This is a genomic window from Saccharopolyspora pogona (assembly GCF_014697215.1).
GTDB classification, from domain to species: domain Bacteria; phylum Actinomycetota; class Actinomycetes; order Mycobacteriales; family Pseudonocardiaceae; genus Saccharopolyspora; species Saccharopolyspora hattusasensis.
Window position 1 is genome coordinate 7,068,738 of the sequence record NZ_CP031142.1, and the last position, 25,842, is coordinate 7,094,579.

A 25,842-nucleotide genomic window follows, 5' to 3' on the forward strand; every position below is an offset into this window, starting at 1 on the left:
AGAAGTGCGTTGACCACAACGGAGGCGTCATGAGCGATAATCTTCGCCGCCCGCTCATGAAAGCCGACCGGGTGCGGGTGTCCCGCAAAACACTGCGGCGCCGCGCCCTGGGTCTCGCGCTGCTGCTGTGCATGGTGCTGTTCGTCAGCCTGACCGTGGCGATCTACCAGAAGGCCTTCGCGTCCAGTGTGGACATTGTGCTGAAGGCCTCGTCCACCGGGAACCAGCTGCTGCCCGATTCGGACGTGAAGGTGCGCGGCATGGTCGTCGGCCGGGTGGTGAGCGTGACGTCCACAGGGGACGGTGCCGAGCTGCGGCTGGCGCTGGACCCGGAGCGGGCGGAGCAGCTGCCGTCGAACGTGTCGGCGCGGCTGCTGCCGCGGACGCTGTTCGGCGAGCGGTACGTCGCGCTGGAGCTGCCGGAGCAGGCCTCGACCCGGCCGCTGGCCTCCGGTGACGTGATCGAGCCGGACCGCACCCGCGCGGGCATCAAGCTGGAGCAGGTGCTGGCCGACACGATGCCGGTGCTGCAGGCCATCCACCCGGACGACCTGGCCGTCACGCTGAACGCGCTGGACCAGGCGTTGTCCGGGCGCGGCAAGCCGCTGGGCGAGACGCTGTCGCAGCTGAACACCTACCTGGACGGGCTCAACCCGTCGGTCCCGGACCTGCGGGAGAACCTGAAGGAACTAGTCGGCGTCGCGCAGACCTACGAGCAGGCCGCGCCGGATGTGCTGGAGGCGCTGGACAACTTCAGCACCACCGCCCGAACCCTGGTGGCGCAGCGGGAGAACCTGACCGCGCTGACCGGGCAGCTGACCACCAGCTCCGGTGACCTGACCGGGTTCCTGCGGGATAACCGGGAGAACATCATCCGGCTCGGCGAGTCGCAGCGGCCGACGCTGGACGTGCTGGCCAAGTACGCGCCCGAGTACCCGTGCTTCCTGCAGGAGATGGCGGAGTTCGTGCCGCGGATACGGCAGGCGTTCGGCGAGGGCACCGCCGAACCGGGCCTGCACGTCACCATGGAGGTCGTCGCGACCCGCGGCAAGTACGTGCCGAACCAGGACGAGCCGGAGTTCGCCGACAAGCGGGGGCCGCGCTGCTACGACTTCATTCCGCCGCCCGAGTACCCGCCGGACGGGCCGTTCAAGGACGGCTCGGTGCCGCCGCCCGCGTCGCGGCCGGCCAACGGCGGCCTGAACCCGCCGTCGATGGGCCGGGGCTACCTGCCGGCGAGCACCTCGTCGCAGTCCACGGCCTGGGTGAACTCCCCGGCGGAGCGGGACATGGTGTCGGTGCTGCTGGCGCCCGCGCTGGGGCGCCCCGCGAGTGAGGTGCCGGACTGGGGCTCGCTGCTGGTCGGGCCCGTACTCCGCGGAGCGGAGGTGAGCTACCGGTGAATGGACGCAGCATCACCGCGCCGTTGGTGAAGTTCCTGATCTTCGTGCAGGTCACAGTGCTGGCCACCGGGTTGCTGGTGCTGACCATCGCCAACCGGGACCTGCGCGCGTCGGAGTCCTACACGGCGCGGTTCACCGACGTCACGAACCTCAACGAGGGCGACGAGGTGCGCATCTCCGGGGTGAAGGTCGGCCAGGTCGAGAGCATCGAGGTGGTCGACAAGCGGCTGGCCGAGGTGCGGTTCAACGTCGCCGACCGGCGGCTGCCGAGCTCGGTGACCGCCACCATCAAGTACCGGAACCTGGTGGGCCAGCGCTATATCGCGTTGGAGCAGGGCGCCGGCAACACCGGCGGTTTCCTGCCCGCGGGCGGCCAGATCCCCCTGGAGCGCACCAAGCCCGCGCTGGACCTGACCGTGCTGCTGGGCGGGTTCAAGCCGCTGTTCCAGGCGCTTTCGCCGGAGGACGTCAACAAGCTCTCCTACGAGATCATCCAGGTGCTGCAGGGCGAGGGCGGCACGGTGGAGAGCCTGCTGGCCCACACCGCCTCGCTGACGTCGACGATCGCCTCCCGGGACCAGGTGATCGGGCAGGTCATCGACAACCTCAACGGCGTGCTCGACACCGTCAACGCCCGCGACCAGGAGCTGTCGGAGCTGATCGGCCGGCTGCAGCAGGTGGTGTCCGGGCTGTCGGCGGACCGGGACTCGATCGGCGACGCGATCACCGCGATGGACGGGCTGACCAACAGCACCGCGGGCCTGCTGACCGAGGCGCGGCCGGGGTTGCAGCAGGACATCGCGGGGCTCGGTGACCTGTCGAAGAACCTCAACGACCACGAGGCGCTCACCGACCAGGTGCTGCGGAACATGCCGGGCAAGCTGGAGACGATCGGCCGCACCGCCAGCCACGGCTCCTGGTTCAACTTCTACATGTGCAAGGCGAGCGGCACGGTCGGCGTCGGCAAGCTGAGCCTGCCGCTGCCGCTGATGCCGGTGACCCAGCCGAGGTGCCAGCGATGACCGCATTCTCCCAGCGCGACCCGCTCAAGATCGGCATCGCCGGACTGTTGGTGCTGGTGCTGATGTTCCTGCTCGCGCTGAACTTCGAGCGCTTGCCGCTGGTCGGCGGCACCACCTACACCGCGCAGTTCACCGAGGCCGCCGGGCTGCGCCCGGACAACGAGGTGCGCATCGCCGGGGTGAAGGTCGGCACCGTCTCCGACGTGGAGATCGAGGACGACCACGTGCTGGTCAGCTTTTGGGTCGGCGACGCGTGGCTTGGCGACCACACCACCGCCGCGATCCGGATCAAGACGCTGCTCGGCCAGAAGTACCTGGCGCTGGATCCGCAGGGCGGCGAGGAGCTCTCGCCGTCCGACCCGATCCCGCTGCAGCGCACCATGTCGCCCTACGACGTCGTCGAGGCGTTCAGCGACCTCTCGTCCACAGTGGACAAAATTGACACCAGGCAGCTCGCGGAGAGCTTCCGCACGCTGTCCGGCACCTTCAAGGGCACGCCCGACGACGTCAGCGGCGCCCTCAACGGGCTGTCGCAGCTGTCGCAGACCATCTCCTCCCGCGACGAGCAGCTGGAGCACCTGCTCAACAACACCGCGCAGGTGTCCAAGACGATCGCCGACCGCAACGGCGACTTCGAGAAGCTGCTGGCCGACGGCAACCTGCTGCTGCAGGAGATCCGGGCCCGGCGGGACTCGATCGGCGGGCTGCTGGACGGCACCCGCAAGTTGTCCGCGCAGCTCAGCGGGCTGGTTGACGACAACGCCGCGCAGATCGGCCCGACCCTGCAGCAGCTGGACCGGGTCACCAAGATGCTGCAACGCAACCAGGACAACCTGAACCGGAGCCTCGAGCTGTTCGCCCCGTTCACCAGGTTGTTCTCCAACGTGCTGGGCAACGGCCGTTGGTTCGACACCTACGTCTGCGGCCTGCTGCCGCCGGCCGTCGGTCCGATCAACCAGAAGGGCTGCCAGCCATGACCAGCGCACGCCCGTCGCTGACCCGGGTTCTGTCGATCGCCGTGGTGGTCGTGCTCGCCGCGACCGTCGGGGTGTGGTGGCTGTTCTTCGGGGCCGCCGAGCGGAAGGTCACCGCGTACTTCAGCGCCGCCGTGGGCATCTACCCGGGCGGCGACGTGCGGATCCTCGGGGTGCCGGTGGGCATCGTCGACGAAGTGGTGCCGCAGGGCCGGCTGGTGCGCGTCGTGATGAGCGTGGACCGCGACGTGAAGGTGCCCGCCGATGCCGCCGCGGTGTCGGTCTCGCCGAGCGTGGTCAGCGACCGGTACGTGCAGCTCACCCCGGTCTACAAGGGCGGGCCGGAGATGGCCGACGGCGCGGTGATCCCGAAGGAGCGCACCGCGACGCCGGTGGAGCTGGACCAGATCTACCGCAGCCTCAACGACCTCACCACGGCCTTGGGGCCGAACGGCGCCAACGCCGACGGCGCGCTGACCGATCTGCTCAACACCGGCGCGGCAAACCTCGACGGCAACGGGAAGGCGCTGTCGGAGACCATCCGCAACCTCGGCGAGGCCGGGACGACGTTGTCCGGCAACAGCGACGAGCTGTTCACCACCGTCGACAACCTGCAGCGGTTCACCTCGATGCTGGCCGCGAACGACGACCAGGTGCGCCGGTTCAACACCCAGATGCAGCAGGTCAGCTCGCTGCTGGCCGACGAACGCCAGAACATGAGCGCGGCGATCGCTGAGCTGGCCGTGGCCCTGGGCAAGGTCGAGTCCTTCGTGCGGGACAACCGGGAACTGCTGAAGTCCAATGTGGACCAATTGAATGCGGTGGCGAACGTGCTGGTGGAGCAGAAGGCGGCGCTCAGCGAATCGCTGAACAACGCGCCGCTGGCGCTGAGCAACCTCAACAACGCCTACAACGGCGCGGCGGGCACGCTGGACTTCCGCGCGAACATCAACGAGCTCAACCAGCCGCCGCTGGTGGCGGTGTGCAAGCTGCTGCGGCAGCACAACCCGGGGGACGTGCCGAAGGACGTCAGCGACGCGTGCGCGTCGCTGCAGCCGGTCCTCGACGGCGTGGTGAAGCTGCCGACCCCGGCGGAAACCATCAACGCCCTGCAGAAGGGCAAGCTCCTGCCGCTGCCGCTTCCGCTGGCCGACGCGAGCGGCACCCAAACCGCGGGAGGTACCCGGTGAAGGGACTGTTTCTCGGTCTCCGACCGACGCAAGTTCCATTGAAATCGAACCTTCGATTTCAATGGAACTTGCGGATCCTCTTGGGGCGGATCCTCTTGGGGCGGATCCTCTTGGGGCGGATCCTCTTGGGGCGGATCCTCTTGGGGCGGATCCTCTTGGGGCGGATCCTCTTGGGGCGGATCCTCTTGGGGCGGATCCTCTTGGGGCGGATCCTCTTGGGGCGGATCCTCTTGGGGCGGGCACGGTCGTCGTTGCGACGTGGTTCGAAGGTCGGGGCCGCCGCGCTGACCCTGGTGGTGCTGGCCGGATGCAGCTCGCGCGGCGTCTACGACATGCCGCTGCCCGGCGGCGCCGACACCGGCAGCCACCCGTACGAGGTGAAGGTGCGGTTCACCGACGTGCTGGACCTGGTGCCCAACTCCGGCGTCCGGGTCAACGACGTGCCGGTAGGCCGGGTCTCGACCATCGACCTCGCCCCGGATTCCTGGCAGGCCGAGGTGACCGTACTGGTCAACGGCGACGTGAACCTCCCGGCCAACGCCACCGCCCGGCTGCGGCAGTCCAGCCTGCTCGGCGAGAAGTACGTCGAGCTCGCCAACCCGCCGCAGGGTACGCCCGCGGTCGGCCGGCTCGCCGACGGCGACCTGATCGGCGTCGAGCGCACCGGCCGCAACCCCGAGGTGGAAGAGGTGCTCGGGGCGCTGTCCATGCTGCTCAACGGCGGCGGCGTCGCGCAGCTGCAGAACATCACCAAGGAGCTCAACGCCGCGCTAGAGGGTCGAGAGTCCGACGTCCGCGGCCTGCTGTCCAATTTGGACGAGCTTGTCACCGGGCTGGACGCGCAGCGCGACGACATCACCCGCGCCCTGGACAGCATCAACCGGCTCAGCGCACGCCTCAACGACCAGCGCGGCAGCATCGACGTCGCGCTGCGCGACCTGGAGCCGGGACTGCGGGTGCTCAACGAGCAGCGCACGCAGCTGGTCACCATGCTGCAGTCGCTCGACCAGCTCTCCGGCGTCGCCACCGACGTGGTCAACCGCTCCCGCGACGACCTGGTGCACAACCTCAACCAGCTCGCCCCGGCCCTGAACCAGCTGGCCGCCGCCGGCGAGAGCCTGCCGAAGTCGCTGGAGGTGCTGGTCTCCTTCCCGTTCCCGGACAACGCGGTCGAGGGCATCGGCAACAGCGACTTCACGAACCTCTACATCAACGCGGACCTGGACCTCACCCACGTGCTGGAGAACCTGGGCCGCAGCCGGCAGCCGCTGATCCCGCTGCCGGACGCGCTGAAGTCCATCCCGCTGCCGCTGTCGCCGCAACCACCGCCGGAGCAGGCCCCGCCGCCACCGGCGGAACCGGAGCACAAGCCCGGCGGCCTGCTGGGTTCCTTGCTGGGAGGGGGTCGCTGATGCTCACCCGTCGAGTGCGTCTGCAGATCATCGCGTTCGTCGCGATCGCCCTGGTCTGCGTCAGCTATGCCGGAGCCCGCTACGCGGGGCTGGACCGGCTGTTCGGCCCGCGCGGCTACGTGGTCACCCTGCAACTCGCCGACACCGGCGGCGTCTTCGACAACGCCGAGGTCACCTACCGCGGGGTCCCGGTGGGCCGGGTCGGCGACCTGCGGCTGACCAGCACCGGGGTGGAGGTGCCGCTGGACATCGAATCCAGTGCGCCGCGGATCCCCACCGACGTGCAGGCGGTGGTGACCAACCGTTCCGCGGTCGGCGAGCAGTACGTCGACCTGCGCCCCAAGCGCGACGACGGGCCGTTCCTGCAGGACGGCTCGGTGATCTCGCAGCACTCCGCGACCACCCCGCTGCCGGTGGAACAGCTGATGACGAACCTGGACTCGTTCGCGAACTCGGTGCCGGAGGACTCGCTGCGCACCGTGGTCAGCGAACTGGGCACCGCGTTCCGCGACAACGGCGGCCACCTGCGGACCATCCTGGATACCAGCCGGGAGTTCACCAACGCCGCGCAAGAGCACCTGCCGCAGACCGTGCAGCTGCTGGCGGACGGCAAGACCGTGCTCGCCACGCAGAACGAGCAGGGCTCGGCGATCAAGTCGTTCGGCAAGGACCTGCGGCTGCTGTCGGAGTCGCTGAAGAATTCCGACGGCGACCTGCGGGCCGTGATCGAGCGCGCTCCGCCGGCCGCCCGCCAGGTCAGCGATTTCCTGCGCGAGAACCCGCAGCTCGGCCCGCTGCTGGCGAACCTCACCACGACCTCGCAGGTGATGGCGACCCGCGTCGACGGCATCGAGCAGATCATGACGCTCTACCCGGCCATCGTCACCTCCAGCAACACCGTGGTGCCCGGCGACGGCACGGCACACTTCGGCTTGGCGCTCAACATGTTCGACCCGCTGCCGTGCACCAAGGGCTACGAGCAGACCGAGCGGCGCAACGGGACGGACTTCCGCCCGATGCCGCTGAACACCAACGCGCGATGCTTGGAGCCACCGGGCAGTGAGACGTCGGTGCGCGGCGCACAGAATGCACCGGGACAGTAGGAAGTAGGCGGACATGCCCACTGAAGCAACGGGGCGGGGGCGCCTGGTCGTGGCCCTGGTGGCGCTCGCGATCAGCCTGGTGGCCTGCGTGGGCCTGGGCCTCACCTGGGCGATGGCCGCCAACAACTCCTCGGTGTCCCGCGCCGAGGTGCGCGACGCGGCGCTGCGTGACGGGCAGAGCGCGATCATCAACTTCAACACCCTGGACTACCGGGACGTGGATCGCGGCCTGCAGCGCTGGGAGGACAACTCGACCGGCCCGCTGCGCGACGAGGTCCGGCAGGGGCGGCAGAACTACGCGTCCCAGATCGGGCAGGCCAAGAGCAGCACGACGGCCAGGATCCTCGACGCGGGGATCGTCGAGCTCGACGAGCGCGCCGGCAAGGCCCGGATGATCGCCGTCGTGCAGGTGACCGTCACCATCGACGGCCAGCAGCCGGCCAACAAGCAGGACCGTTACCAGGCCGAGCTCGCGCGCGAAGGCGAGATGTGGAAGCTCAGCGGGCTCGGCACCGTGCCGGTCGGCTGATCGGCGAGACTCGCAAGCAATTCGAGGAGTGCAGTCAGTGCCAAGCAACCGCCGCAACGACCGCCAGCCGCCAACCCGCCGCCCGAAGGTGGCGGGCCTGCGCAACCGCGCAACCCTCCACGACGAGACCCTCCAGGAAGAGGCGCGGGAAGCGCGGCGAACCGAACGCGAGCAGCGGAGCTCCGGTGAAGCCGGGCGGGGCTCCGTCGCGGAGCGCGGAAAAGCGGACGCGGAGCGGAGTTCTGCGGCGGAGCCGGGCGGAGCGGATGTGGCGGAGCCCGATTCCGCGGGGAAAGCCGTTGCGGAGCGCGGCGAAACGTCCGGAGCGGAGACTGATCCGGCGGCGCGCCCCAGCGGCGAGGCCGTGCTTTCGGCTCGGGCCGAACCGGAGCAGGATGCGGCCAAGATGGCGGAGCCCGCCGAGTCCGTTCGGCTCGCCGCCGCTGCGGATGCCCAGGCCGTGTACGGGAGCATTGCCGCGGGGGGACCGGGCACCGGGGGCGCGAAGCGCGGCGGGACGGTGGCGTGGGTGCTGTTCGGCGTCGCGGCCGTGTTCATCGGGTTGGCCGTGTGGTTCGGCGTCGAGGCGTACTCCGCGCGGTTCTCCGGGGCCGCGGCCAACGAGGCGTTGGTTTCGGCCGGGGCGACCAGCGAGGTCAACGGGCAGATCAGCGATGCCGTGGAGAAGGTGTTCTCCTACGACTTCAACGACACGGCCAAGACCGAGGCAGTCGCGCGGGACGTGCTCGTCGGGTCGGCCGTGCAGCGGTACGACGACCTGTTCAAGGTGGTCCGGGAGCAGGCCCCGCAGCAGCAGCTGATCGTCACCACGACGGTGAAGAGCAGCGCGGTGACGCGGCTGCAGGGCGACCACGCCGAGCTCCTGCTGTTCGTCGACCAGCACGCGATGCGCGCCAACACCGGCGAGAGCAACGTCGGCCCGGCCCAGATCTCGGTGAGCGCCCAGAAGCAGGGCGACCGGTGGAAGATCACCCAGATCACTCTCCGCTAGTGTCACGCGCCGGAAATCCGTGAGATATATCGTGCGAGGGAGTCAAGGATCTCCTCCGCGGTCTTCTTCCAGACGAACGGCTTCGGATCCTCGTTCCAGCCCTTGATCCACTCCCGGACGTCTTTCTCCAGCGCCGCAACGCTTTTGTGGACGCCGCGACGAAGGAGTTGATCGGTGAGGAAGCCAAACCAGCGCTCGACCTGGTTAATCCAGGACGAACCGGTGGGAGTGAAATGCATATGGAAACGCGGATGCCTGGCCAGCCACGCGTTGATGGCGGGCGTCTTGTGAGTGGACAGGTTGTCGCACACCAGATATACGTCCAACTCAGCGGGAACGGTCTTGTCGATGGTGACCAGGAACTTCTTGAACTCCACCGCCCGACGCCGCCGGTGGATCTCGGAGATCACCGTGCCATCGGCGATGTCGAACGCCGCGAACAGACTGGTCACACCGTGGCGGACGTAGTCATGGCTGCGACGTTCCGGCATCCCGGGCATCGCCGGCAGCACCGGCTGGGACCGATCCAGCGCCTGCATGCCCGACTTCTCATCCACGCACAACACCACCGCCTTCTCCGGCGGATTGTGGTACAGGCCAACAACATCGACGACCTTCTCCACGAACAACGGATCGCTCGACAGCTTGAACCTGTCGACCAGATGCGGTTTGAGCTCGAACTTCTGCCAGATTCGTCCGATCGTGGATTTGGACAACCCCGACTTCTCCGCCATCGACTTACGCGTCCAGTGCGTCGCGTTCTTCGGCTTCTCTTCCAGCGTCGCGGTGATCACCTCCTCGACCTTGTCCAACAGGATCGAGGGCGGCCGACCCGGCCGAGGCTCGTCGACCAAGCCCTCCAACCGCTTGTCCACGAACCGTCGCCGCCACTTGTTCACAGTGTTCGCCGATATCCGCAGATCAGCGGCGACCTGCTTGTTGGTCATCCCCGGCTCCGCACACGCCAGCACGATCCGCGACCGCAACGCCAGGGCCTGCGACGACTTCGCCCGCCGCGACCACCGGATCAACTGCCCACGCTCGGCATCGGTCAACACCAACTCCGCTTTCGGACGCCCAGTTCGAGACACAGCAACCATCGTAACGACTTAGCGCGCCAATTTTCGGCGCGACACACTAGTAGGAGGGATTCCGGCTGTTCCCAATGACGTTCAGCCCCGCAGCGGCTCAGGAACCTCGGCCACCGCAACCCCCTGGCCGACGCGAAGCAGAGTGGGCTGAGCGCTGCCCCAATCGGTGACCCGGTGTCGTGCGTGCGTAAGCGGGTTGGAGCCGGTTTTCGCACTCACGACCACCTGGCGACTCAGCGCTTGTCCGTCGACCAACATGCGCAATGAACCGGAGCGCCGCTACGGCTTCACCCAGCAGTAACGCCCGGGCGTCGGCCCGGAACTCGTGCTCGCTGCACTCGGTCCGGCCGAGATCGGCGCCGCCCTGGACAACCGGATCGTCGAAGTCCGCGCCGCCGGCTGAAGCAGCAGCACGCCGTCATGGTCCGATGTGGACGTGGGCTGACCAGAGGCAGTGCTCTTCCGGGTAACGGGCGCGGAGGTTCCGGGCCGCGTTGTGCAGGGCGTAGGCCGAGCTGTCCGTGTCGTACTCCTCGCCGCCGAACACCGCCGCGTAGACGTCCGCGTGCACCTGCACCGCGCTGCCCTCGTCGATCTCCCACAGGGTGCCGATGACGTGCGTGAAGCCCGCGAAGCCCAGTGCTCCCGGCAGCGACACCGCCGCCCCGCACGGCGGATCCGCCGCCGTCGCGCACTGGCCGAGGTAGCCGAACTCCGCCTCGTCGAGCGCCACCTGGCCCAGCTCGACCAGGCCCAGCGGCCGCTGCGGGGACTCGCGGTCCAGCAGCAGGCCCGCCGCCGGCTGCGCCGGGAACTGGGAGCTCGGCTCGCACACGTGCAGCCACGGGTGCTGCGGCAGCACCTGCAGCATCTCCGCCGCGCTGGTGCTCTCCACCGAGAGGATCTCCGCCGACGGCCAGTGCTGCGCCAGAACCTGGTTCTGCGGCGGCAGTTCCCGCCCGACCTGCAGCGCCGACCCGGCCGCGACCAGGGCGGTGCCGCCCGTCGGCACCGGCCGCTTGCCCGCCCGGAGCAGGCAGCCCAACGTCGGGGTGTACGACGACACAACCCGGTCCAAAGTGGACTCTCCGGTTCGCGCGGTCGCCGCGTGCACCGGCAGGAACGCCATCGCGCCGAGGGCGCTCCACCACACCCTGGGCCACCGGGCGCCGAGCTCCGGCTCGCGCAGATAGCCCATCCGATCCAGGACCGGCCGCGCGATGCGGTCCCAGGTCCAGTCGAGGGCGTCGGACAGCGTCCCGTGGTCGTCCTCCTGCGCGGCGGCCAGCAGGTCGGCGGCGCGCTCGGCCGCGGTTTCCGGATTGGCGTTCGGCAGCGGCACGGTCAGCACCCGCCCCGCGATGATCACCAGCGCGTCCGACCGGTAGCGGCTGAGGTTGACCAGCACCGCGGAACCGTCCTGCGCCGCGGTGGCCAGCTCCGCGAACGGCGTGCGCAGCAAGTGCCTCGGCTGCACGGCGCGGATCTCCGCGACCAGCTCGTCCCACGTGCGCGCCAGCCGCATCCGGTCGCCGGACCCGGTGAGCACCGGTTCGTCCGCCGGGCGGTCCAGCAGCCTCCGCAACCGGACCACCTCGTCCGCGAGGTCCGGGTGGGAGCGGTGCAGCGCGCCTAGTTCCCCGCCGGTCGGCAGGAAGTCCGCCAGGATCGCCGTCTGCCCGTGCTCCAGCAGTTCCACGGCCCGCTCGGGCTCGCCGTTCTCCAACGCGCACGCCGCGGCGTCCGCCGCGATCGACGCCCACCGCTGCTGCGCGGTCGGCGACGCGACGACCCGCTTGCCGCGCGTGACCAGCGGCAGCAGATCGACCGCGAGCTCGAACGACTCCAGCGCCTCCGGCCACCGGTGCGCCTGCGCGCAGATCCGGCCCGCCAGTCCCGCCGCCCGAAGCCGCTGGTCGGCAGGGGCGTTGGGCTGCTCGGCCGCCTCCATCAGCACCTTGCGTGCCCACCGGTAGTGCCGGCGGCGGGAGCTGCGCTGGTAGAGCGTCTGCAGCGCGCGACCGAGGTGGATCGCCACTCCCGCGCGGGAGTGCGCGTTCTGCGGTATCGCGATGAGCGCCTGGTCGAACAGCTCGATCGCGGCCTCGATGTCCCGCGTCTTGGCGCTCGTCCGGAACCGGTGCGCCGACACGATGCCGAGCTGCGTCCAGGCCGCGGGCTGCGCGGCCACGTCGCCCTTCAAGGCCTCGCGCGCTAGTTGGGCGGCCCGGTCCAGGTCGGCGCTGTCGCCGAGGTGCTCGAAGCGGCTGATCAGCGTGCTGATCAGCGAGTTCAACACCGCGTCGCGTTGCTCGCCGGCCGCCGCCTCCACCGCCGCCTCCCCTGCGGTGACCGCGGTGTCCAGCACCTTGGCCTCCGCGCCGTGCAGGAAGTGCCTGCGCAGCAGGGTCGCGTAACCGGTGAGGGCGACCGCGCGGCTCGGGTCGTCGGGCGACATCGCGCGCACCGCCGGGGCGATCGGCCGCAGCACGCGGCGCAGCTGGCTGGCCTCGCCGGTGGCGTCCACGTGCTCGACGGTGGCCGCGGCGAGATGCCACACCGCCGTGCCGAGCAGCGGATTCCCGCCGTCGAGCACCCCGAGCACGCCGATCAGCTCGCTGATCGCCGAGTTGAGGTCGGTCAGGTCCCCGTTCTGCTGGAACCGCAGCCGCAGCGCGTTCGCCAGGTGGCAAAGGGCGGCGCGCCGGGGTTCGCCGTCGGCGAGAGCTCCCGCGCCGGACCCGAGGTGCTTGATGCCCTCGTCCAGGTCTTCGGACGAGCCGCCCCGCTCGAACCGGCGCAGCAGCGCCGCCCCGAGGTTGATCAGCAGCTCGGAGGTCGTTGGGTCGTTTGCCGGGGAGATCCGGACGGCCTCCCGGAACACGTCGATCGACTCGTCGTCAGACTCCGGCGCGTCGGCCAGCAGGGCGTGCAGCTTTAACGCGTTGGCGAGCCGGACCAGTGCCATCGCCCGCCGCTGGTCGCGGCGCGGAGTCTGCTCGACGGTCTCCCGCGCGACCTGCGCGCTCTCCGCGGCGGCGGTGGCGCTGCCGGTCTTGCCCGCCAGGTCGGTGAGCGCCAGCGCGAGGTTGCACTGATAGAGCATCCGGTCGTTGTCGCTGCTGTGCGCCGCAGCCGTCGCCGACCGGTAGTGGGAGATCGCTTCTTCGAGGTCGGCCAGCTCGCCGCTGCGCAGGTGCGTCAGCTGTGCCGCGCTGCCCAGGTTGTTGAGCACGCCCGCGCGCGCCGGGTCGGTTTCGTGCAGCACGCCGGCGGTGGCGCGGAGCACCTCGGTGACCCAGGGCAGCTGGTCGAAGTCCAGGGTGGTGACGATCTTGTTCATCGCCGCGACGGCGTCGGCGTAGCGCTGCTCGGCGCTGCGCGGGGGTTCCGGTGCCGCCGCTTCCGGGGTTTGCGGGGGTTGCCGGGGTTGGTGCGCGACGGCGTCCTGCTCGCCGGAGAACCAGCTGGAGCTGGAGCCGCTGCGTTCCGGCCCCCCTGTCCAACGCTGCAGCCCGCTGAACCGCTCGTTCGCGCGGTCGTCTGTCATCGGTTCGTTCTCCTGTGGCCTGCCCACCCGGGGTATGCGTCGGGGCGCGGTGGGGCGTATCACGCTACCGGCGGACGCGGTCGTCGAGTAGCCCACGTGCGTCACCCGAGATCGTGCCGATGGGCAGTTGTGCCCACCGGCACCATCCGCCGCATCGTCGCGACGAGAGAAAGTGCTCGACCCGGGAGGAGCAGTGGTTGTTCCTGCAACCATTAATACTCACGACTGCCACAAAGTGGCAACGACGGCCTCGAGGTCGGTCGGCTGCGGTGCGAGTCGGCTGACGCCGTAGTCCCCGCCGCGGACGTCGTCGTGGTCGCCGTTCCCGTTGGTCGGGTGTGCCCCGCTGTGCGGGCCCCTGTGCGGTCCGTGCTCGTCCCGCGGGTGTCCATATAGGACCCCGGGTGCCAGGTGCGACGACGCCCACCGGCGCGTCGAGCCGCGTCGGCCCGGCGTCGCCCCGGGGTCGCGGCCGCAGGTGCAACCGCGGACGCCTGGGGCGGGATTCGCGCCGATCGCTCAGGCGGGGGCGAAAACGGCCACCGCGGCGAAAGTGGTGGAATTGGCCGGCAACCCGGGTGGTAATCGGTGTCGGTCGCGGCGAGTGCCGTTCTCGGCACGCCGGGTGGCCGAGCGCAAATCGGCCTCTCGGTCGAGATCGGGAATTCGGAGATCGAATTCCGCGATCTCGATGACCGCCGGTGTCGATGTGAGCACAAGGCGTTAATGATCGAGAGTGGCTTCGCGGGAATGACCCCGTTCGGCTTCGGTCGTCCCGGGAATAGAGACGCCGACCCCGCGTGTTGAGGTGCTCGTCACCCCCGGGCCGATGCCCGGGAGGCCTGCAAGGGCCGTTCGCGGGGGTGTCGCGAGTGTCGCTCCGGAGTGCCGGAAGTTACTTAGAGGTACCCCTGCTGACCAGGCAAAAGCATGTCATCGGCGATCACGGCCGGTGATCGTGTTTTGCGCCACGAGGGTGATCGAAGCGTGATCTCTTGACTGGCGGCGCGCGCGGGTTCACTCTGGTCCTCGACGCGGGGCTGGGCCGCCATCGGTGTGCCCCCTCGACAGCTGGCGTGATTCCGGCTAGACTGCTACTTTGCGCTGCCTTCTTTCCGTCTGTCCTGCACCGGACCGTAGGATCGTAGGCGCCATTGCACCCTTGACAGCTGTGCTAGCGGAGTGTGACAGCGGATACGGACCCCGTCGGTCGCATTCGCCGGGCACCTTTCGCTGACGCGGCTGTAGCCAGTTCAGAGTCCCGGAAGGACGCATCTTGGCAGTCTCCCGCGCGACCAAGGTCTCTGCAGCTTCCAACTACACGTCGGGGATCCCTGGGGCACCCAAGCGGGTCTCGTTCGCGAACATTCGCGAGCCGTTGAACGTGCCGAACCTGCTAGACCTTCAGATCCAGTCCTTCGAATGGCTTGTCGGTAACGAGGCCTGGTTCCAGCGCCGGGTCGACGCCGGCGAGGAGAATCCGGTTGGCGGTCTTGAGGAGGTCCTGAACGAGATCTCCCCGATCGAGGACTTCTCCGGATCGATGTCGCTGTCTTTCTCCGACCCACGCTTCGACGAGGTCAAGGCCTCCGTCGAGGAGTGCAAGGACAAGGACGTGACGTATGCGGCCCCGCTGTTCGTCACCGCGGAGTTCACCAACCACACCACCGGCGAGATCAAGAGCCAGACGGTGTTCATGGGTGACTTCCCGATGATGAGCAACAAGGGGACCTACATCATCAACGGCACCGAGCGGGTCGTGGTCTCCCAGCTCGTCCGTTCCCCCGGTGTCTACTTCGACCAGTCGGTGGACAAGACCACGGACAAGGACGTTTTCAGCGTCAAGATCATCCCCAGCCGCGGTGCGTGGCTGGAGTTCGACGTCGACAAGCGCGACACCGTCGGCGTCCGCATCGACCGCAAGCGCCGCCAGCCGGTCACCGTGCTGCTGAAGGCGCTGGGCTGGTCGGCCGAGGCGATCCGCGAGCGGTTCGGCTTCTCCGAGACCCTGATGGCGACCCTGGAGAAGGACCACACCGCCGGCACGGACGAAGCGCTGCTGGACATCTACCGCAAGCTGCGCCCGGGCGAACCGCCGACGAAGGAGAGCGCGCAGACGCTCCTGGAGAACCTGTTCTTCAAGGAGAAGCGCTACGACCTCGCCCGCGTCGGCCGCTACAAGGTCAACAAGAAGCTCGGCATGGGCGAGCCGTACGAAGTCGGCGTGCTCACCGAGGAAGACATCGTCACCACGATCGAGTACCTGGTCCGGCTGCACGGCGCCGAGACCGAGATGCCCGCGCGCGGTCAGGGTGAAGGCGCGACCGTGCCGGTCGAGGTCGACGACATCGACCACTTCGGCAACCGGCGCATCCGCACCGTGGGCGAGCTGATCCAGAACCAGGTCCGGGTCGGCCTGTCCCGCATGGAGAGGGTCGTCCGGGAGCGGATGACCACCCAGGACGTCGAGGCGATCACCCCGCAGACCCTGATCAACATCCGCCCGATCACGGCGGCGATCCGGGAGTTCTTCGGCACCTCGCAGCTCTCGCAGTTCATGGACCAGACCAACCCGATCGCGGGCCTGACGCACAAGCGGCGGCTGAACGCGCTCGGCCCGGGCGGTCTGTCCCGCGAGCGCGCGGGCATGGAAGTCCGCGACGTGCACCCGTCGCACTACGGCCGGATGTGCCCGATCGAGACGCCGGAAGGCCCGAACATCGGTCTGATCGGCTCGCTGGCCACCTTCGCGCGGATCAACCCGTTCGGCTTCATCGAGACGCCGTACCGCAAGGTCGTCGACGGCCGGGTCACCGACCAGATCGACTACCTGACCGCCGACGAAGAGGACCGCTACGTCAAGGCGCAGGCCAACGCGCCGATCGACGAGGACGGCAACTTCATCGACGAGCGCGTGCTGGGTCGACGCAAGGGCGGCGAGGTCGAGCTGCTCGCACCGACCGAGATCGACTACATGGACGTCTCGCCGCGGCAGATGGTCTCCGCCGCGACCGCGATGATCCCGTTCCTCGAGCACGACGACGCCAACCGCGCCCTGATGGGTGCGAACATGCAGCGCCAGGCGGTGCCGCTGCTGCGCAGCGAGTCGCCGCTGGTGGGCACCGGCATGGAGCTGCGCGCCGCGGTCGACGCCGGTGACGTGATCACCGCCGAGAAGGCCGGTGTGGTCGAGGAGCTGTGCGCCGACTACATCACGGTGATGGCCGATGACGGCACTCGCCGGTCGTACCGGATGCAGAAGTTCTCCCGGTCCAACCACGGCACCTGCATCAACCAGAAGCCGATCGTCAACGAGGGCGACCGGGTCGAGGTCGGGCAGGTCATCGCGGACGGGCCGTGCACCGAAGACGGCGAGATGGCGCTGGGCAAGAACCTGCTCGTCGCGATCATGCCGTGGGAGGGGCACAACTACGAGGACGCGATCATCCTGTCCCAGCGCCTGGTGCAGGACGACGTGCTCACCTCGATCCACATCGAGGAGCACGAGGTCGACGCGCGCGACACCAAGCTCGGTGCCGAGGAGATCACCCGGGACATCCCGAACGTCTCCGACGACGTGCTGGCCGACCTCGACGAGCGCGGCATCATCCGCATCGGTGCCGAGGTGCAGGGCGGTGACATCCTGGTCGGCAAGGTCACCCCGAAGGGCGAGACCGAGCTGACCCCGGAGGAGCGGCTGCTGCGGGCGATCTTCGGCGAGAAGGCCCGTGAGGTCCGCGACACCTCGCTGAAGGTGCCGCACGGCGAGACCGGCAAGGTCATCGGCGTCCGCGTGTTCAACCGCGAGGACGACGACGAGCTGCCCCCGGGCGTCAACCAGCTGGTGCGGGTCTACGTCGCGCAGAAGCGCAAGATCCAGGACGGCGACAAGCTCGCCGGCCGCCACGGCAACAAGGGCGTCATCGGCAAGATCCTGCCCGCCGAGGACATGCCGTTCCTGTCGGACGGCACCCCGGTCGACATCATCCTGAACACCCACGGTGTGCCGCGACGGATGAACATCGGTCAGGTGCTGGAGACGCACCTCGGCTGGATCGCCTCGCAGGGCTGGTCCATCGACGGGGAGGCCGAGTGGGCCAAGCGCCTGCCCGACGACCTCTACGAGGTGGAACCGGGCACCAACACCGCCAGCCCCGTCTTCGACGGTGCGCGGGAGGAGGAGATCACCGGTCTGCTCGCCTCCACCAGGCCGAACCGCGACGGTGAGCGCATGGTGGGCGCCGACGGCAAGGCGCAACTGTTCGACGGCCGCAGCGGGGAGCCGTACCCGTACCCGATCGCCGTCGGGTACATGTACATCCTCAAGCTGTCGCACCTGGTGGACGACAAGATCCACGCCCGGTCGACCGGCCCGTACTCGATGATCACCCAGCAGCCGCTGGGCGGTAAGGCGCAGTTCGGTGGCCAGCGCTTCGGTGAGATGGAGTGCTGGGCCATGCAGGCCTACGGCGCCGCCTACACGCTGCAGGAGCTGTTGACCATCAAGTCCGACGACGTGGTCGGCCGCGTCAAGGTCTACGAGGCGATCGTCAAGGGCGAGAACATCCCCGAGCCGGGCATCCCGGAGTCCTTCAAGGTGTTGCTGAAGGAGCTCCAGTCGCTGTGCCTGAACGTCGAGGTGCTCTCCAGCGACGGTGCGGCCATCGAGATGCGCGATAGCGAGGACGAGGACCTGGAGCGTGCCGCGGCCAACCTCGGCATCAACCTGTCCCGCAACGAGTCGGCCTCGGTCGACGACCTCGCGCACTGAACCTCGCCGCCGGTCCGCGGGAGGAGATCTCGCGGACCGGCGTCCGACCCAAACCTGGCACCGCTGCCGACACCCGGCAGAACCTTTCGATCAAGGGAGAAGACCCGACGTGCTTGACGTCAACTTCTTCGATGAACTCCGCATCGGCCTCGCTACCGCCGACGACATTCGCCAGTGGTCGTACGGCGAGGTAAAGAAGCCCGAGACCATCAACTACCGCACCCTGAAGCCGGAGAAGGACGGGCTCTTCTGCGAGAAGATCTTCGGTCCGACCCGGGACTGGGAGTGCTACTGCGGCAAGTACAAGCGGGTCCGCTTCAAGGGCATCATCTGCGAGCGCTGCGGCGTCGAGGTCACCCGCGCCAAGGTGCGTCGTGAGCGGATGGGCCACATCGAGCTCGCCGCCGCCGTGACCCACATCTGGTACTTCAAGGGCGTCCCGTCCCGGCTGGGCTACCTGCTCGACCTGGCCCCCAAGGACCTCGAGAAGATCATCTACTTCGCCGCCTACGTGATCACCTCGGTGAACACCGAGATGCGGCACAACGACCTGTCGACGCTGGAGAGCGAGATCAGCGTCGAGCGCAAGCGCGTCGCCGACCAGCGCGACGCCGACCTGGAGGCCCGGGCCCAGAAGCTCGAGGCCGACCTGGCCGCGCTCGAAGCCGAAGGCGCCAAGAGCGACCAGCGACGCAAGGTCAAGGAAGGCGCCGAGCGCGAGATGAAGCAGCTGCGCGACCGCGCGCAGCGCGAGCTCGACAAGCTCGACGAGATCTGGGAGACCTTCACCAAGCTGGAGCCCCGCCAGCTCATCCCCGACGAGATGCTGTACCGCGAGCTCTACGACCGGTACGGCGAGTACTTCACCGGCGGCATGGGTGCCGAGGCCATCCAGTTGCTGCTGTCGACCTTCGACATCGGCGCCGAGGCCGTGCTGCTGCGCGAGACCATCCGCAGCGGCAAGGGCCAGAAGAAGCTGCGCGCCCTCAAGCGGCTCAAGGTCGTGGCGGCCTTCCAGGCCACCGGCAACGACCCGGGCGGCATGGTGCTCAACTGCGTGCCGGTCATCCCGCCGGACCTGCGTCCGATGGTGCAGCTGGACGGTGGCCGCTTCGCCACCTCCGACCTCAACGACCTGTACCGCCGGGTGATCAACCGCAACAACCGCCTCAAGCGACTGATCGACCTCGGGGCTCCCGAGATCATCGTCAACAACGAGAAGCGGATGCTGCAGGAGTCCGTGGACGCGCTGTTCGACAACGGCCGTCGCGGGCGTCCGGTCACCGGCCCGGGCAACCGGCCGCTGAAGTCGCTGTCCGACCTGCTCAAGGGTAAGCAGGGCCGGTTCCGCCAGAACCTGCTCGGCAAGCGCGTCGACTACTCCGGCCGTTCGGTCATCGTGGTCGGCCCGCAGCTGAAGCTGCACCAGTGCGGTCTGCCGAAGGAAATGGCGGTCGAGCTGTTCAAGCCGTTCGTCATGAAGCGGCTGGTCGACCTCAACCACGCGCAGAACATCAAGTCCGCGAAGCGGATGGTGGAGCGCCAGCGCCCGCAGGTGTGGGACGTGCTGGAAGAGGTCATCGCCGAGCACCCGGTGCTGCTCAACCGTGCTCCCACGCTGCACCGCCTCGGCATCCAGGCCTTCGAGCCGCAGCTGGTGGAAGGCAAGGCCATCCAGCTGCACCCGCTGGTCTGCGAGGCGTTCAACGCGGACTTCGACGGTGACCAGATGGCGGTGCACCTGCCGCTGTCGGCCGAGGCCCAGGCCGAGGCCCGGATCCTGATGCTGTCCAGCAACAACATCCTGTCGCCGGCCTCCGGTCGGCCGCTGGCTATGCCGCGTCTGGACATGGTCACCGGCCTCTACCACCTGACCCGTCAGGTGGACGGTGCCAAGGGCGAGGGCCTGGCGTTCTCCTCGGTCGGCGAGGCCATCATGGCCTTCGACCGCGGGGTGCTGGACCTGCAGGCCACGATCAAGATCCGGCTGCGCGACGTGGTGCCGAACAAGGCCCAGCTGCCGGAGGGCTGGGAGCCCGGTCAGCCGTGGCTGGCCGAGACCACCCTCGGCCGGGTCTGGTTCAACGAGCTGCTGCCCGAGGACTACCCGTTCGTCGACGACCTGCTGCCGAAGAAGAGGCAGGCCGCGATCGTCAACGACCTGGCCGAGCGGTACCCGATGGTCACCGTGGCGCAGACCCTGGACAAGCTCAAGGACGCCGGTTTCCACTGGGCGACCCGTTCCGGGGTGACCGTGTCGATCACCGACGTGGTGGTGCCACCGGCCAAGACCGAGATCCTGGACAACTACGAGGCCAAGGCGGACCAGGTCGAGAAGCGGTACCGCCGCGGTGCGCTGTCCTACCAGGAGCGCAACGCGGAGCTGGTCAAGGTCTGGACGGCCGCCAAGGACGAGGTCGCCGAGGCCATGGAGGCGAACTTCCCGGAGGACAACTCGATCAGCATGATCGTGAAGTCCGGGGCCGCCGGTAACATGACCCAGGTCGTCCAGCTGGCCGGTATGCGTGGTCTGGTGTCGAACCCGAAGGGTGAGTACATCCCGCGTCCGATCAAGGCGAACTTCCGTGAGGGCCTCTCCGTGCTGGAGTACTTCATCTCCAACCACGGTGCCCGCAAGGGTCTCGCCGACACCGCGCTGCGGACCGCCGACTCGGGTTACCTGACCCGTCGTCTGGTGGACGTCTCGCAGGACGTCATCGTCCGCGAGACCGACTGCGGCACCGAGCGCGGCATCCGGATGCCGATCGCGGAGCTGCTGGACGATGGCAAGCTCCTGCGCGACGCGCACGTGGAGACCAGCGTCTACGCCCGCACCACGGCCGACGACGTCACCGACTCCGACGGCAACATCGTGCTCGCTCGCGGTTCGGACCTGGGTGACCCGGCGATCGAGAAGCTGCTCGCCGCCAACGTCACCAAGGTCAAGGTCCGCAGCGTCCTGACCTGTGAGTCCGGCGTCGGCGTCTGCGCGGTCTGCTACGGCCGTTCGATGGCCACCGGCAAGCTGGTGGACGTCGGCGAGGCGGTCGGCATCGTCGCGGCCCAGTCGATCGGTGAGCCCGGTACGCAGCTGACGATGCGTACGTTCCACCAGGGCGGTGTAGCCGGTGACGACATCACCACCGGTCTGCCGCGTGTCCAGGAGCTGTTCGAGGCCCGGGTCCCGAAGGGCAAGGCGCCGATCGCCGACACCTCGGGCCGGATCCGGCTGGAGGACAACGACCGCTACTGGAAGATCACGATCATTCCGGACGACGGCGGCGAGGAGATCGTCTACGACAAGCTGTCCAAGCGGCAGCGGCTCGCGGCGATCTCGGTCGACGGCACCGAGCGGCAGGTCGCCGACGGCGACCACATCGAGGTCGGCCAGCAGCTGCTGGAAGGTGCGGTCGACCCGCACGAGGTGCTGCGCGTGATGGGCCCGCGCGAGGCCCAGCTGCACCTGGTTCGCGAGGTGCAGGAGGTGTACCGCTCGCAGGGTGTGGGCATCCACGACAAGCACGTCGAGGTCATCGTCCGCCAGATGCTGCGCCGGGTCATCATCATCGACTCGGGTGCCACCGAGTTCCTGCCCGGTTCGCCGGTCGAGCGCTCGCAGTTCGAGGCCGAGAACCGCCGCGTCGTCGCCGAGGGCAGCGACCCGGCTTCCGGCCGCCCGGTCCTGATGGGCATCACCAAGGCGTCGCTGGCCACCGATTCGTGGCTGTCGGCGGCCTCCTTCCAGGAGACGACCCGCATCCTCACGAACGCCGCGATCGAGGGCGCGAGTGACAAGCTGGTCGGCCTGAAGGAGAACGTGATCATCGGTAAGTTGATCCCGGCTGGTACGGGCATCAACCGGTACCGCAACATCCAGGTGCAGCCGACGGAGGAGGCGCGGGCCGCGGCGTACGCGATCCCGTCCTACGACGACAGCTACTACACCCCGGATGTGTTCGGCACCGGCACCGGTGCGGCGGTTCCGCTGGACGACTACGACTTCGGCCGCGACTACCGCTGAAGTTAGCTGGTTGACCAAAGGGCCCCTGTCCGACTCCTCCGGACAGGGGCCCTTCTCCGTGCCGCGACGACAGCGCCCTGTCCCGAAGCTGTGCCGGGACGGGGCGCCGTTCGTCCGGTGTCAGAGGTCGAGCTGGCCTGACTTGACGGTGGTCAGGAACGTCTGGAGCTGGGCCTTGGTGAAAACCAGAGCGCCCTGCTCGGGGGCCTTCGAGTCACGAACAGCAGAAACGCCGGGTAGGTTCTGAGCCAACTCGACGCACTGGCCTGTGTCGCCACTCCGACTGCTCTTGCGCCAGGCGGCGCCAGAAAAGTCGATCATCTAATATTTCTCCCTAGCCTGGTTCCTCACAGGTGCTTAACCAGGCTATCCATGAGCTCAACGGTTTCCTCAGCCGACAGAGCCTGCTCGCTTGCTCTCTTGAAGACGCCGCTGTAGTGGTCCACGTCGTTGGGTCGTTCCTGCCACACCGCTCCACGCCGGTTTTCGAGGTACACCGAGTTCATGTCCTCGAATCCTGCGGGGAACCGAAGGACGGAGAAGGCGCCCTTCATGCCCGCGTGTGCGCCAGCAGAGAACGGGATCACTTGGATCGTGATGTTCGGCTTTGCCGCCGACTCGACCAACGACTCAAGTTGTCCTCGCATGGTGTTGGGGCCACCGACGACCCTGCGGACGACCGATTCGTCGAACACGACGTGAAGCTGCTTCGTCGAACCTTGCTGATGGAGTCTTTCCTGCCGTGCCTGCCGGAGTTCCACCGACCGATGAAGCTCGGCCTTGGTCACTTCGGGCCAACCACCCTGCATGACCGCCAGGGCGTAGTCCGGCGTCTGCAGCAGGCCATCGACGAGCGTCGGGCTGTATGTGAGTAGCTCGCGCACATCGCTTTCCAAGTCAACGTAGGTCTCGAACCAGTCCTCCAGGGTGTCTGAGAACGCTGTCCACCAACCGCGATCGTTCGAATCCTCAGCCTGACGTACGAGAGTGTCCACGGTCGGTGCGCCGACGTCGTAGAACTGGCACAAGAGCCGGACATTGCCCGGCCTGATGGCGTGGCGGCCGTTTTCGATGCGACTTACCGTCGCGTCACGCAAGCCGGCGTACTTGGCGGCCTCAGCCACCTTGCGTCCGGCTTGTTCGCGGTAGTTGCGCAGCTTTCGGCCGAGCTGCCGCCTGCGCAGAGTCGGTCCGAACTCAAGACCGTCATCGGCTTGGAAACCGGGATCCTCGTGCGAATTCTCGGCCATGCGTACCTCCGTCGGTGGTCGGTTGCCAACATCCTGCCTCATCGTTCGTCAGCTCAGTACGTAGATCCACACTATCGAAGTATCGATCTCACGTAATTACGTGGACTACGATTTCAATCGTCGGGTAGACGCGTGGCGCTAGTCACGGAGTCCGGCAGCCCGTCCCGCCGGGTTTCTCACAGGTCAACGGCGGGGCGGGCGTTCAAACCGGGCCGGTGTGGTGACTTTCCCCGACCTCCACCACACCGGCCCACCCCTGGTGGCCGGGCGCGTGAACGCCCCCTCCCCGTGCGCCCGGCCACCGGCCACAAACAGAACTGCTCTTTTCGGCAATGGAGGTTGTTCATGTCCGACTACCTGACTTACGTCTGGCGCCCGGTCACGGGAGGCCGTCACGCTTTCCCCATCGCGGCAACGAAAGTCCCGGCAGGGGACCGGGTGATGGCGTTCTGCGGTGCGGAATCGAATGCGGCGGAGCTGCATGATCGGTCCGAAGTGGACCGGATCCGCGAGGACACCTGCATGGACTGCTGGCACGCGCTCACGATCCCCCCTGTCCTTGACGCACTGTCCCGCAATTTCCATTGAACCCGCCCCTTCGATTTCAATGGAAATCGGGGACGAGACGGAGCGAGGGCTCGCCCATCCGAAGGAGTGTCACCGTGTTCTGGATCCAGTTCTGTACGTTCGTCCTGTTCAGCCTGCTGATCTTCGCCATCCTCGCCCAGCATCTACCGGAATGGCGCATCGGGTTCGCGGCGGGTCAGCATGCCGGAAGCGGCGAAGGTGACTACACCGTCTGGAATCTCATCGCCGACATCGAAGCCGAAAACGCCGAACCCCGCGACGCCGGACAGCGCCGCGTCGGCCACGAATTTCCCGAAATACCGCCGAGGTTCCCGGAATCCGACCCCGACGAATCAGCCTGTGCGGACGACCAGCCCGCCGGGCGACACCATCTCCGCGAGGAGCCTCCAGGCGATCCCGTCCGCAGAATCTCGTAGCGCGGCATCAATGCCCACCAGTTCGGCGCATGTGGGAGTAGGCCCAGTTCCCTTTGGCATCCCCGCGGCTTTTCGAGGTGAGGGGCACCCTTGAGCGGACTCTAGTCGGCCGGTCGATTGGGCGCGGGTGCCCCTCACTCATCACCTGATCAGGCGTTGTTGGTTGGTGGGCGCTTGGCGGCTACGGTGTGCGACGGTGATGGGAGGCGAGGATGAACCAGCCGGGACAGCAGCCGTGGCAGCAACCGATGCCGGGACAGCAGCCGTGGCAGCAACCGATGCCGGGGCAGCCGATGCAGCCTCCGATGGCGGGTGATCCGTTCCAGCAGTGGGTGGCGCAGCGCGGTTGGCGGATCGCGCGGGACGTGCCGGAGAGCTTTCTCAACCAGTTGTCCGGGCCGCCGTTCCACGACTACCAGCAGAGGGCGATTCCGTTGTTGCTCGCGGGTCTCCACGAAGGCATGCCTGCGCTGGTGGTGCAGATCGCGAACTCGTATAAGTACACGGCGACGACCGGTTCGTACTATTCGACCACTACCGACCGTCAGGTCACCACGTCGAAGTCCGGCACTGCGACTTCGATGACCAGTGTTGCGGTGCTGGAGCTGCCGTCGCCGGTCCCGGAGCTCCTGGTCCACCAGCGGCGCGAAAAGCAGGGAGGGCTGCTTGGGCTGCTCGGCTTCGGCCGTTCCAAGGGGAACTCCCAGGGGGAGCCGATCGCGACCGTACAGATCGGCGACTCGAGCCGATCGACGGATGCGTTCACGTACAGCATTTCCGGCGCCAGCCCGGAATACGTGCGAGCCGTGGTAACCCCGGAACGCCTGCACTGGCTTTACCAGTCGTTCGCGACTTATGCGGGCAAAGATGTTCAGCCCAGACCGTACTTCCGGTTCTCAGGGCGCAAGGTGATGTGCTGGGTCGGCGAATGGCTGTTCAACCCGAGAGCGATCGATGATCTGCTCGGCTGGGCGAACTTCCTGACCGGTTGGATTCCGCCCGCCGCCTTCCAAGATCCCGCAGGCGCAGAGGCCGACCGCCAGCACATCCCCTTGCAGCAGCTTCAGCTCCCGTTCGGCTGATCGTGAAGGGCACCTTTGGCCAGCTATGCCAGCCATGCCAGGCAAAGGTGCCCTTCACAATCACTTGCTCAGGCGTGGTTGGATCGCGGGCGCTCGGCGGCTACGGTGTGCGACGGCGATGGGAGGCGGGGATGGGAGGCGGGGATGAACCAACCGGGACGACCGGGAGTGCCGGTCGTGGATTGGGCACAACGGCTCGGCTGGCGGGTTGCCTGGAACGTGCCGGACAACGTGTTGAACCAGTTGCCCGGCCCGCCGTTTCACAAGTACCGGCGCAAGTCCGTGCCGCTGCTGATGGCCGGGCTGTACCAGGGGATGCCCGCGTTGGCGGTGCACATCGACTACACCCGGAAGAATTCCAGTCCCGGCGATTCCTACTATTCGCCGGGCGTGGGCATGCATCTGAGCACGGCGTCGAAGACGACCAA

At 68.0% G+C, this 25,842-nt stretch carries 17 protein-coding genes; 13 read left to right on the forward strand and 4 right to left on the reverse strand.

The features are described 5' to 3' along the window. The first annotated feature begins 29 nt into the window (after nt 1-29). The 8 genes from DL519_RS33190 (at nt 30) to DL519_RS33225 (ending at nt 8,645) form a co-directional block, all read left to right on the forward strand. Entirely contained in the window at nt 30-1,403 is a 1,374-nt protein-coding gene (locus tag DL519_RS33190; RefSeq protein ID WP_190820681.1) for an MCE family protein, read from the forward strand. Next, nucleotides 1,400-2,425 (forward strand): MCE family protein, encoded by a 1,026-nt coding sequence (locus DL519_RS33195; RefSeq protein WP_190820683.1) that lies wholly within the window; start codon nt 1,400-1,402, stop codon nt 2,423-2,425. The genes DL519_RS33190 and DL519_RS33195 overlap by 4 nt, the downstream gene beginning before the upstream one ends. Then, entirely contained in the window at nt 2,422-3,402 is a 981-nt protein-coding gene (locus DL519_RS33200; protein WP_190820685.1) for an MCE family protein, read from the forward strand. The genes DL519_RS33195 and DL519_RS33200 overlap by 4 nt, the downstream gene beginning before the upstream one ends. Then, nucleotides 3,399-4,589 (forward strand): MCE family protein, encoded by a 1,191-nt coding sequence (locus tag DL519_RS33205; protein ID WP_190820687.1) that lies wholly within the window; start codon nt 3,399-3,401, stop codon nt 4,587-4,589. Before DL519_RS33200 ends, DL519_RS33205 begins: the two co-directional genes overlap by 4 nt. Nucleotides 4,590-4,657: 68 nt before the next feature. Then, nucleotides 4,658-6,001 carry an MCE family protein gene (locus tag DL519_RS33210; protein WP_223839870.1) on the forward strand — a complete coding sequence of 448 codons (1,344 nt, stop codon included), beginning with the start codon at nt 4,658-4,660 and terminating at the stop codon, nt 5,999-6,001. Next, complete coding sequence (locus DL519_RS33215) at nt 6,001-7,104, forward strand: MCE family protein (RefSeq protein WP_190820688.1); 1,104 nt, start codon at nt 6,001-6,003, stop codon at nt 7,102-7,104. Before DL519_RS33210 ends, DL519_RS33215 begins: the two co-directional genes overlap by 1 nt. Before the next feature lie 13 nt (nt 7,105-7,117). Then, nucleotides 7,118-7,633, forward strand: coding sequence for a nuclear transport factor 2 family protein (locus DL519_RS33220; protein ID WP_190820690.1), 516 nt, complete (start codon nt 7,118-7,120; stop codon nt 7,631-7,633). A gap of 37 nt (nt 7,634-7,670) precedes the next feature. Continuing rightward, nucleotides 7,671-8,645: an ICP22 family protein gene (locus DL519_RS33225; RefSeq protein WP_190820692.1), complete on the forward strand. Its 975-nt coding sequence runs from the start codon at nt 7,671-7,673 to the stop codon at nt 8,643-8,645. A 2-nt stretch (nt 8,646-8,647) separates the two neighbouring features. On the opposite strand, the gene DL519_RS33230 is transcribed toward DL519_RS33225, so the two are convergent. Further along, the gene (locus tag DL519_RS33230; protein ID WP_190817617.1) at nt 8,648-9,745 is read right to left on the reverse strand and encodes an IS630 family transposase; all 1,098 of its coding nucleotides are present in this window, start codon (nt 9,743-9,745) and stop codon (nt 8,648-8,650) included. A 409-nt stretch (nt 9,746-10,154) separates the two neighbouring features. Beyond that, the gene (locus DL519_RS33235) at nt 10,155-13,286 is read right to left on the reverse strand and encodes a CHAT domain-containing protein (protein WP_190820694.1); all 3,132 of its coding nucleotides are present in this window, start codon (nt 13,284-13,286) and stop codon (nt 10,155-10,157) included. 1,276 nt (nt 13,287-14,562) lie between these two features. Between DL519_RS33235 and rpoB the strand changes: the two genes are divergently transcribed. Next, nucleotides 14,563-18,057 (forward strand): DNA-directed RNA polymerase subunit beta, encoded by a 3,495-nt coding sequence (rpoB, locus tag DL519_RS33240; protein ID WP_190820696.1) that lies wholly within the window; start codon nt 14,563-14,565, stop codon nt 18,055-18,057. 109 nt (nt 18,058-18,166) lie between these two features. Further along, nucleotides 18,167-22,078, forward strand: a complete 3,912-nt coding sequence (locus tag DL519_RS33245; RefSeq protein WP_190820699.1) for a DNA-directed RNA polymerase subunit beta' — start codon at nt 18,167-18,169, stop codon at nt 22,076-22,078. A 120-nt stretch (nt 22,079-22,198) separates the two neighbouring features. On the opposite strand, the gene DL519_RS33250 is transcribed toward DL519_RS33245, so the two are convergent. Beyond that, nucleotides 22,199-22,399: a DUF397 domain-containing protein gene (locus DL519_RS33250; protein WP_190820701.1), complete on the reverse strand. Its 201-nt coding sequence runs from the start codon at nt 22,397-22,399 to the stop codon at nt 22,199-22,201. A 26-nt stretch (nt 22,400-22,425) separates the two neighbouring features. Next, entirely contained in the window at nt 22,426-23,328 is a 903-nt protein-coding gene (locus DL519_RS33255; protein WP_190820703.1) for a helix-turn-helix domain-containing protein, read from the reverse strand. A gap of 345 nt (nt 23,329-23,673) precedes the next feature. Between DL519_RS33255 and DL519_RS33260 the strand changes: the two genes are divergently transcribed. From DL519_RS33260 to DL519_RS33270, 3 genes are all read left to right on the forward strand, one after another. Then, entirely contained in the window at nt 23,674-23,916 is a 243-nt protein-coding gene (locus DL519_RS33260) for a zinc finger protein (protein WP_190820705.1), read from the forward strand. A gap of 74 nt (nt 23,917-23,990) precedes the next feature. Next, a complete protein-coding gene (locus DL519_RS33265; protein ID WP_190820707.1) occupies nt 23,991-24,332 on the forward strand; it encodes a hypothetical protein in 342 nt (113 codons plus the stop codon). Nucleotides 24,333-24,544: 212 nt separating this feature from the next. Beyond that, complete coding sequence (locus DL519_RS33270; RefSeq protein ID WP_190820709.1) at nt 24,545-25,414, forward strand: hypothetical protein; 870 nt, start codon at nt 24,545-24,547, stop codon at nt 25,412-25,414. Nucleotides 25,415-25,842 lie beyond the last annotated feature (428 nt).

Excerpts from the sequence above, each read along its gene's own strand:
- DL519_RS33190 (WP_190820681.1), top strand. The coding sequence starts at position 30 with ATGAGCGATAATCTTCGCCGCCCGCTCATGAAAGCCGACCGGGTGCGG.
- DL519_RS33200 (WP_190820685.1), top strand. The coding sequence starts at position 2,422 with ATGACCGCATTCTCCCAGCGCGACCCGCTCAAGATCGGCATCGCCGGA.
- DL519_RS33205 (WP_190820687.1), top strand. The coding sequence starts at position 3,399 with ATGACCAGCGCACGCCCGTCGCTGACCCGGGTTCTGTCGATCGCCGTG.
- DL519_RS33215 (WP_190820688.1), top strand. The coding sequence starts at position 6,001 with ATGCTCACCCGTCGAGTGCGTCTGCAGATCATCGCGTTCGTCGCGATC.
- DL519_RS33220 (WP_190820690.1), top strand. The coding sequence starts at position 7,118 with ATGCCCACTGAAGCAACGGGGCGGGGGCGCCTGGTCGTGGCCCTGGTG.
- DL519_RS33230 (WP_190817617.1), bottom strand. The coding sequence starts at position 9,745 with ATGGTTGCTGTGTCTCGAACTGGGCGTCCGAAAGCGGAGTTGGTGTTG.
- DL519_RS33235 (WP_190820694.1), bottom strand. The coding sequence starts at position 13,286 with ATGACAGACGACCGCGCGAACGAGCGGTTCAGCGGGCTGCAGCGTTGG.
- DL519_RS33250 (WP_190820701.1), bottom strand. The coding sequence starts at position 22,399 with ATGATCGACTTTTCTGGCGCCGCCTGGCGCAAGAGCAGTCGGAGTGGC.
- DL519_RS33255 (WP_190820703.1), bottom strand. The coding sequence starts at position 23,328 with ATGGCCGAGAATTCGCACGAGGATCCCGGTTTCCAAGCCGATGACGGT.
- DL519_RS33260 (WP_190820705.1), top strand. The coding sequence starts at position 23,674 with ATGTCCGACTACCTGACTTACGTCTGGCGCCCGGTCACGGGAGGCCGT.
- DL519_RS33270 (WP_190820709.1), top strand. The coding sequence starts at position 24,545 with ATGAACCAGCCGGGACAGCAGCCGTGGCAGCAACCGATGCCGGGACAG.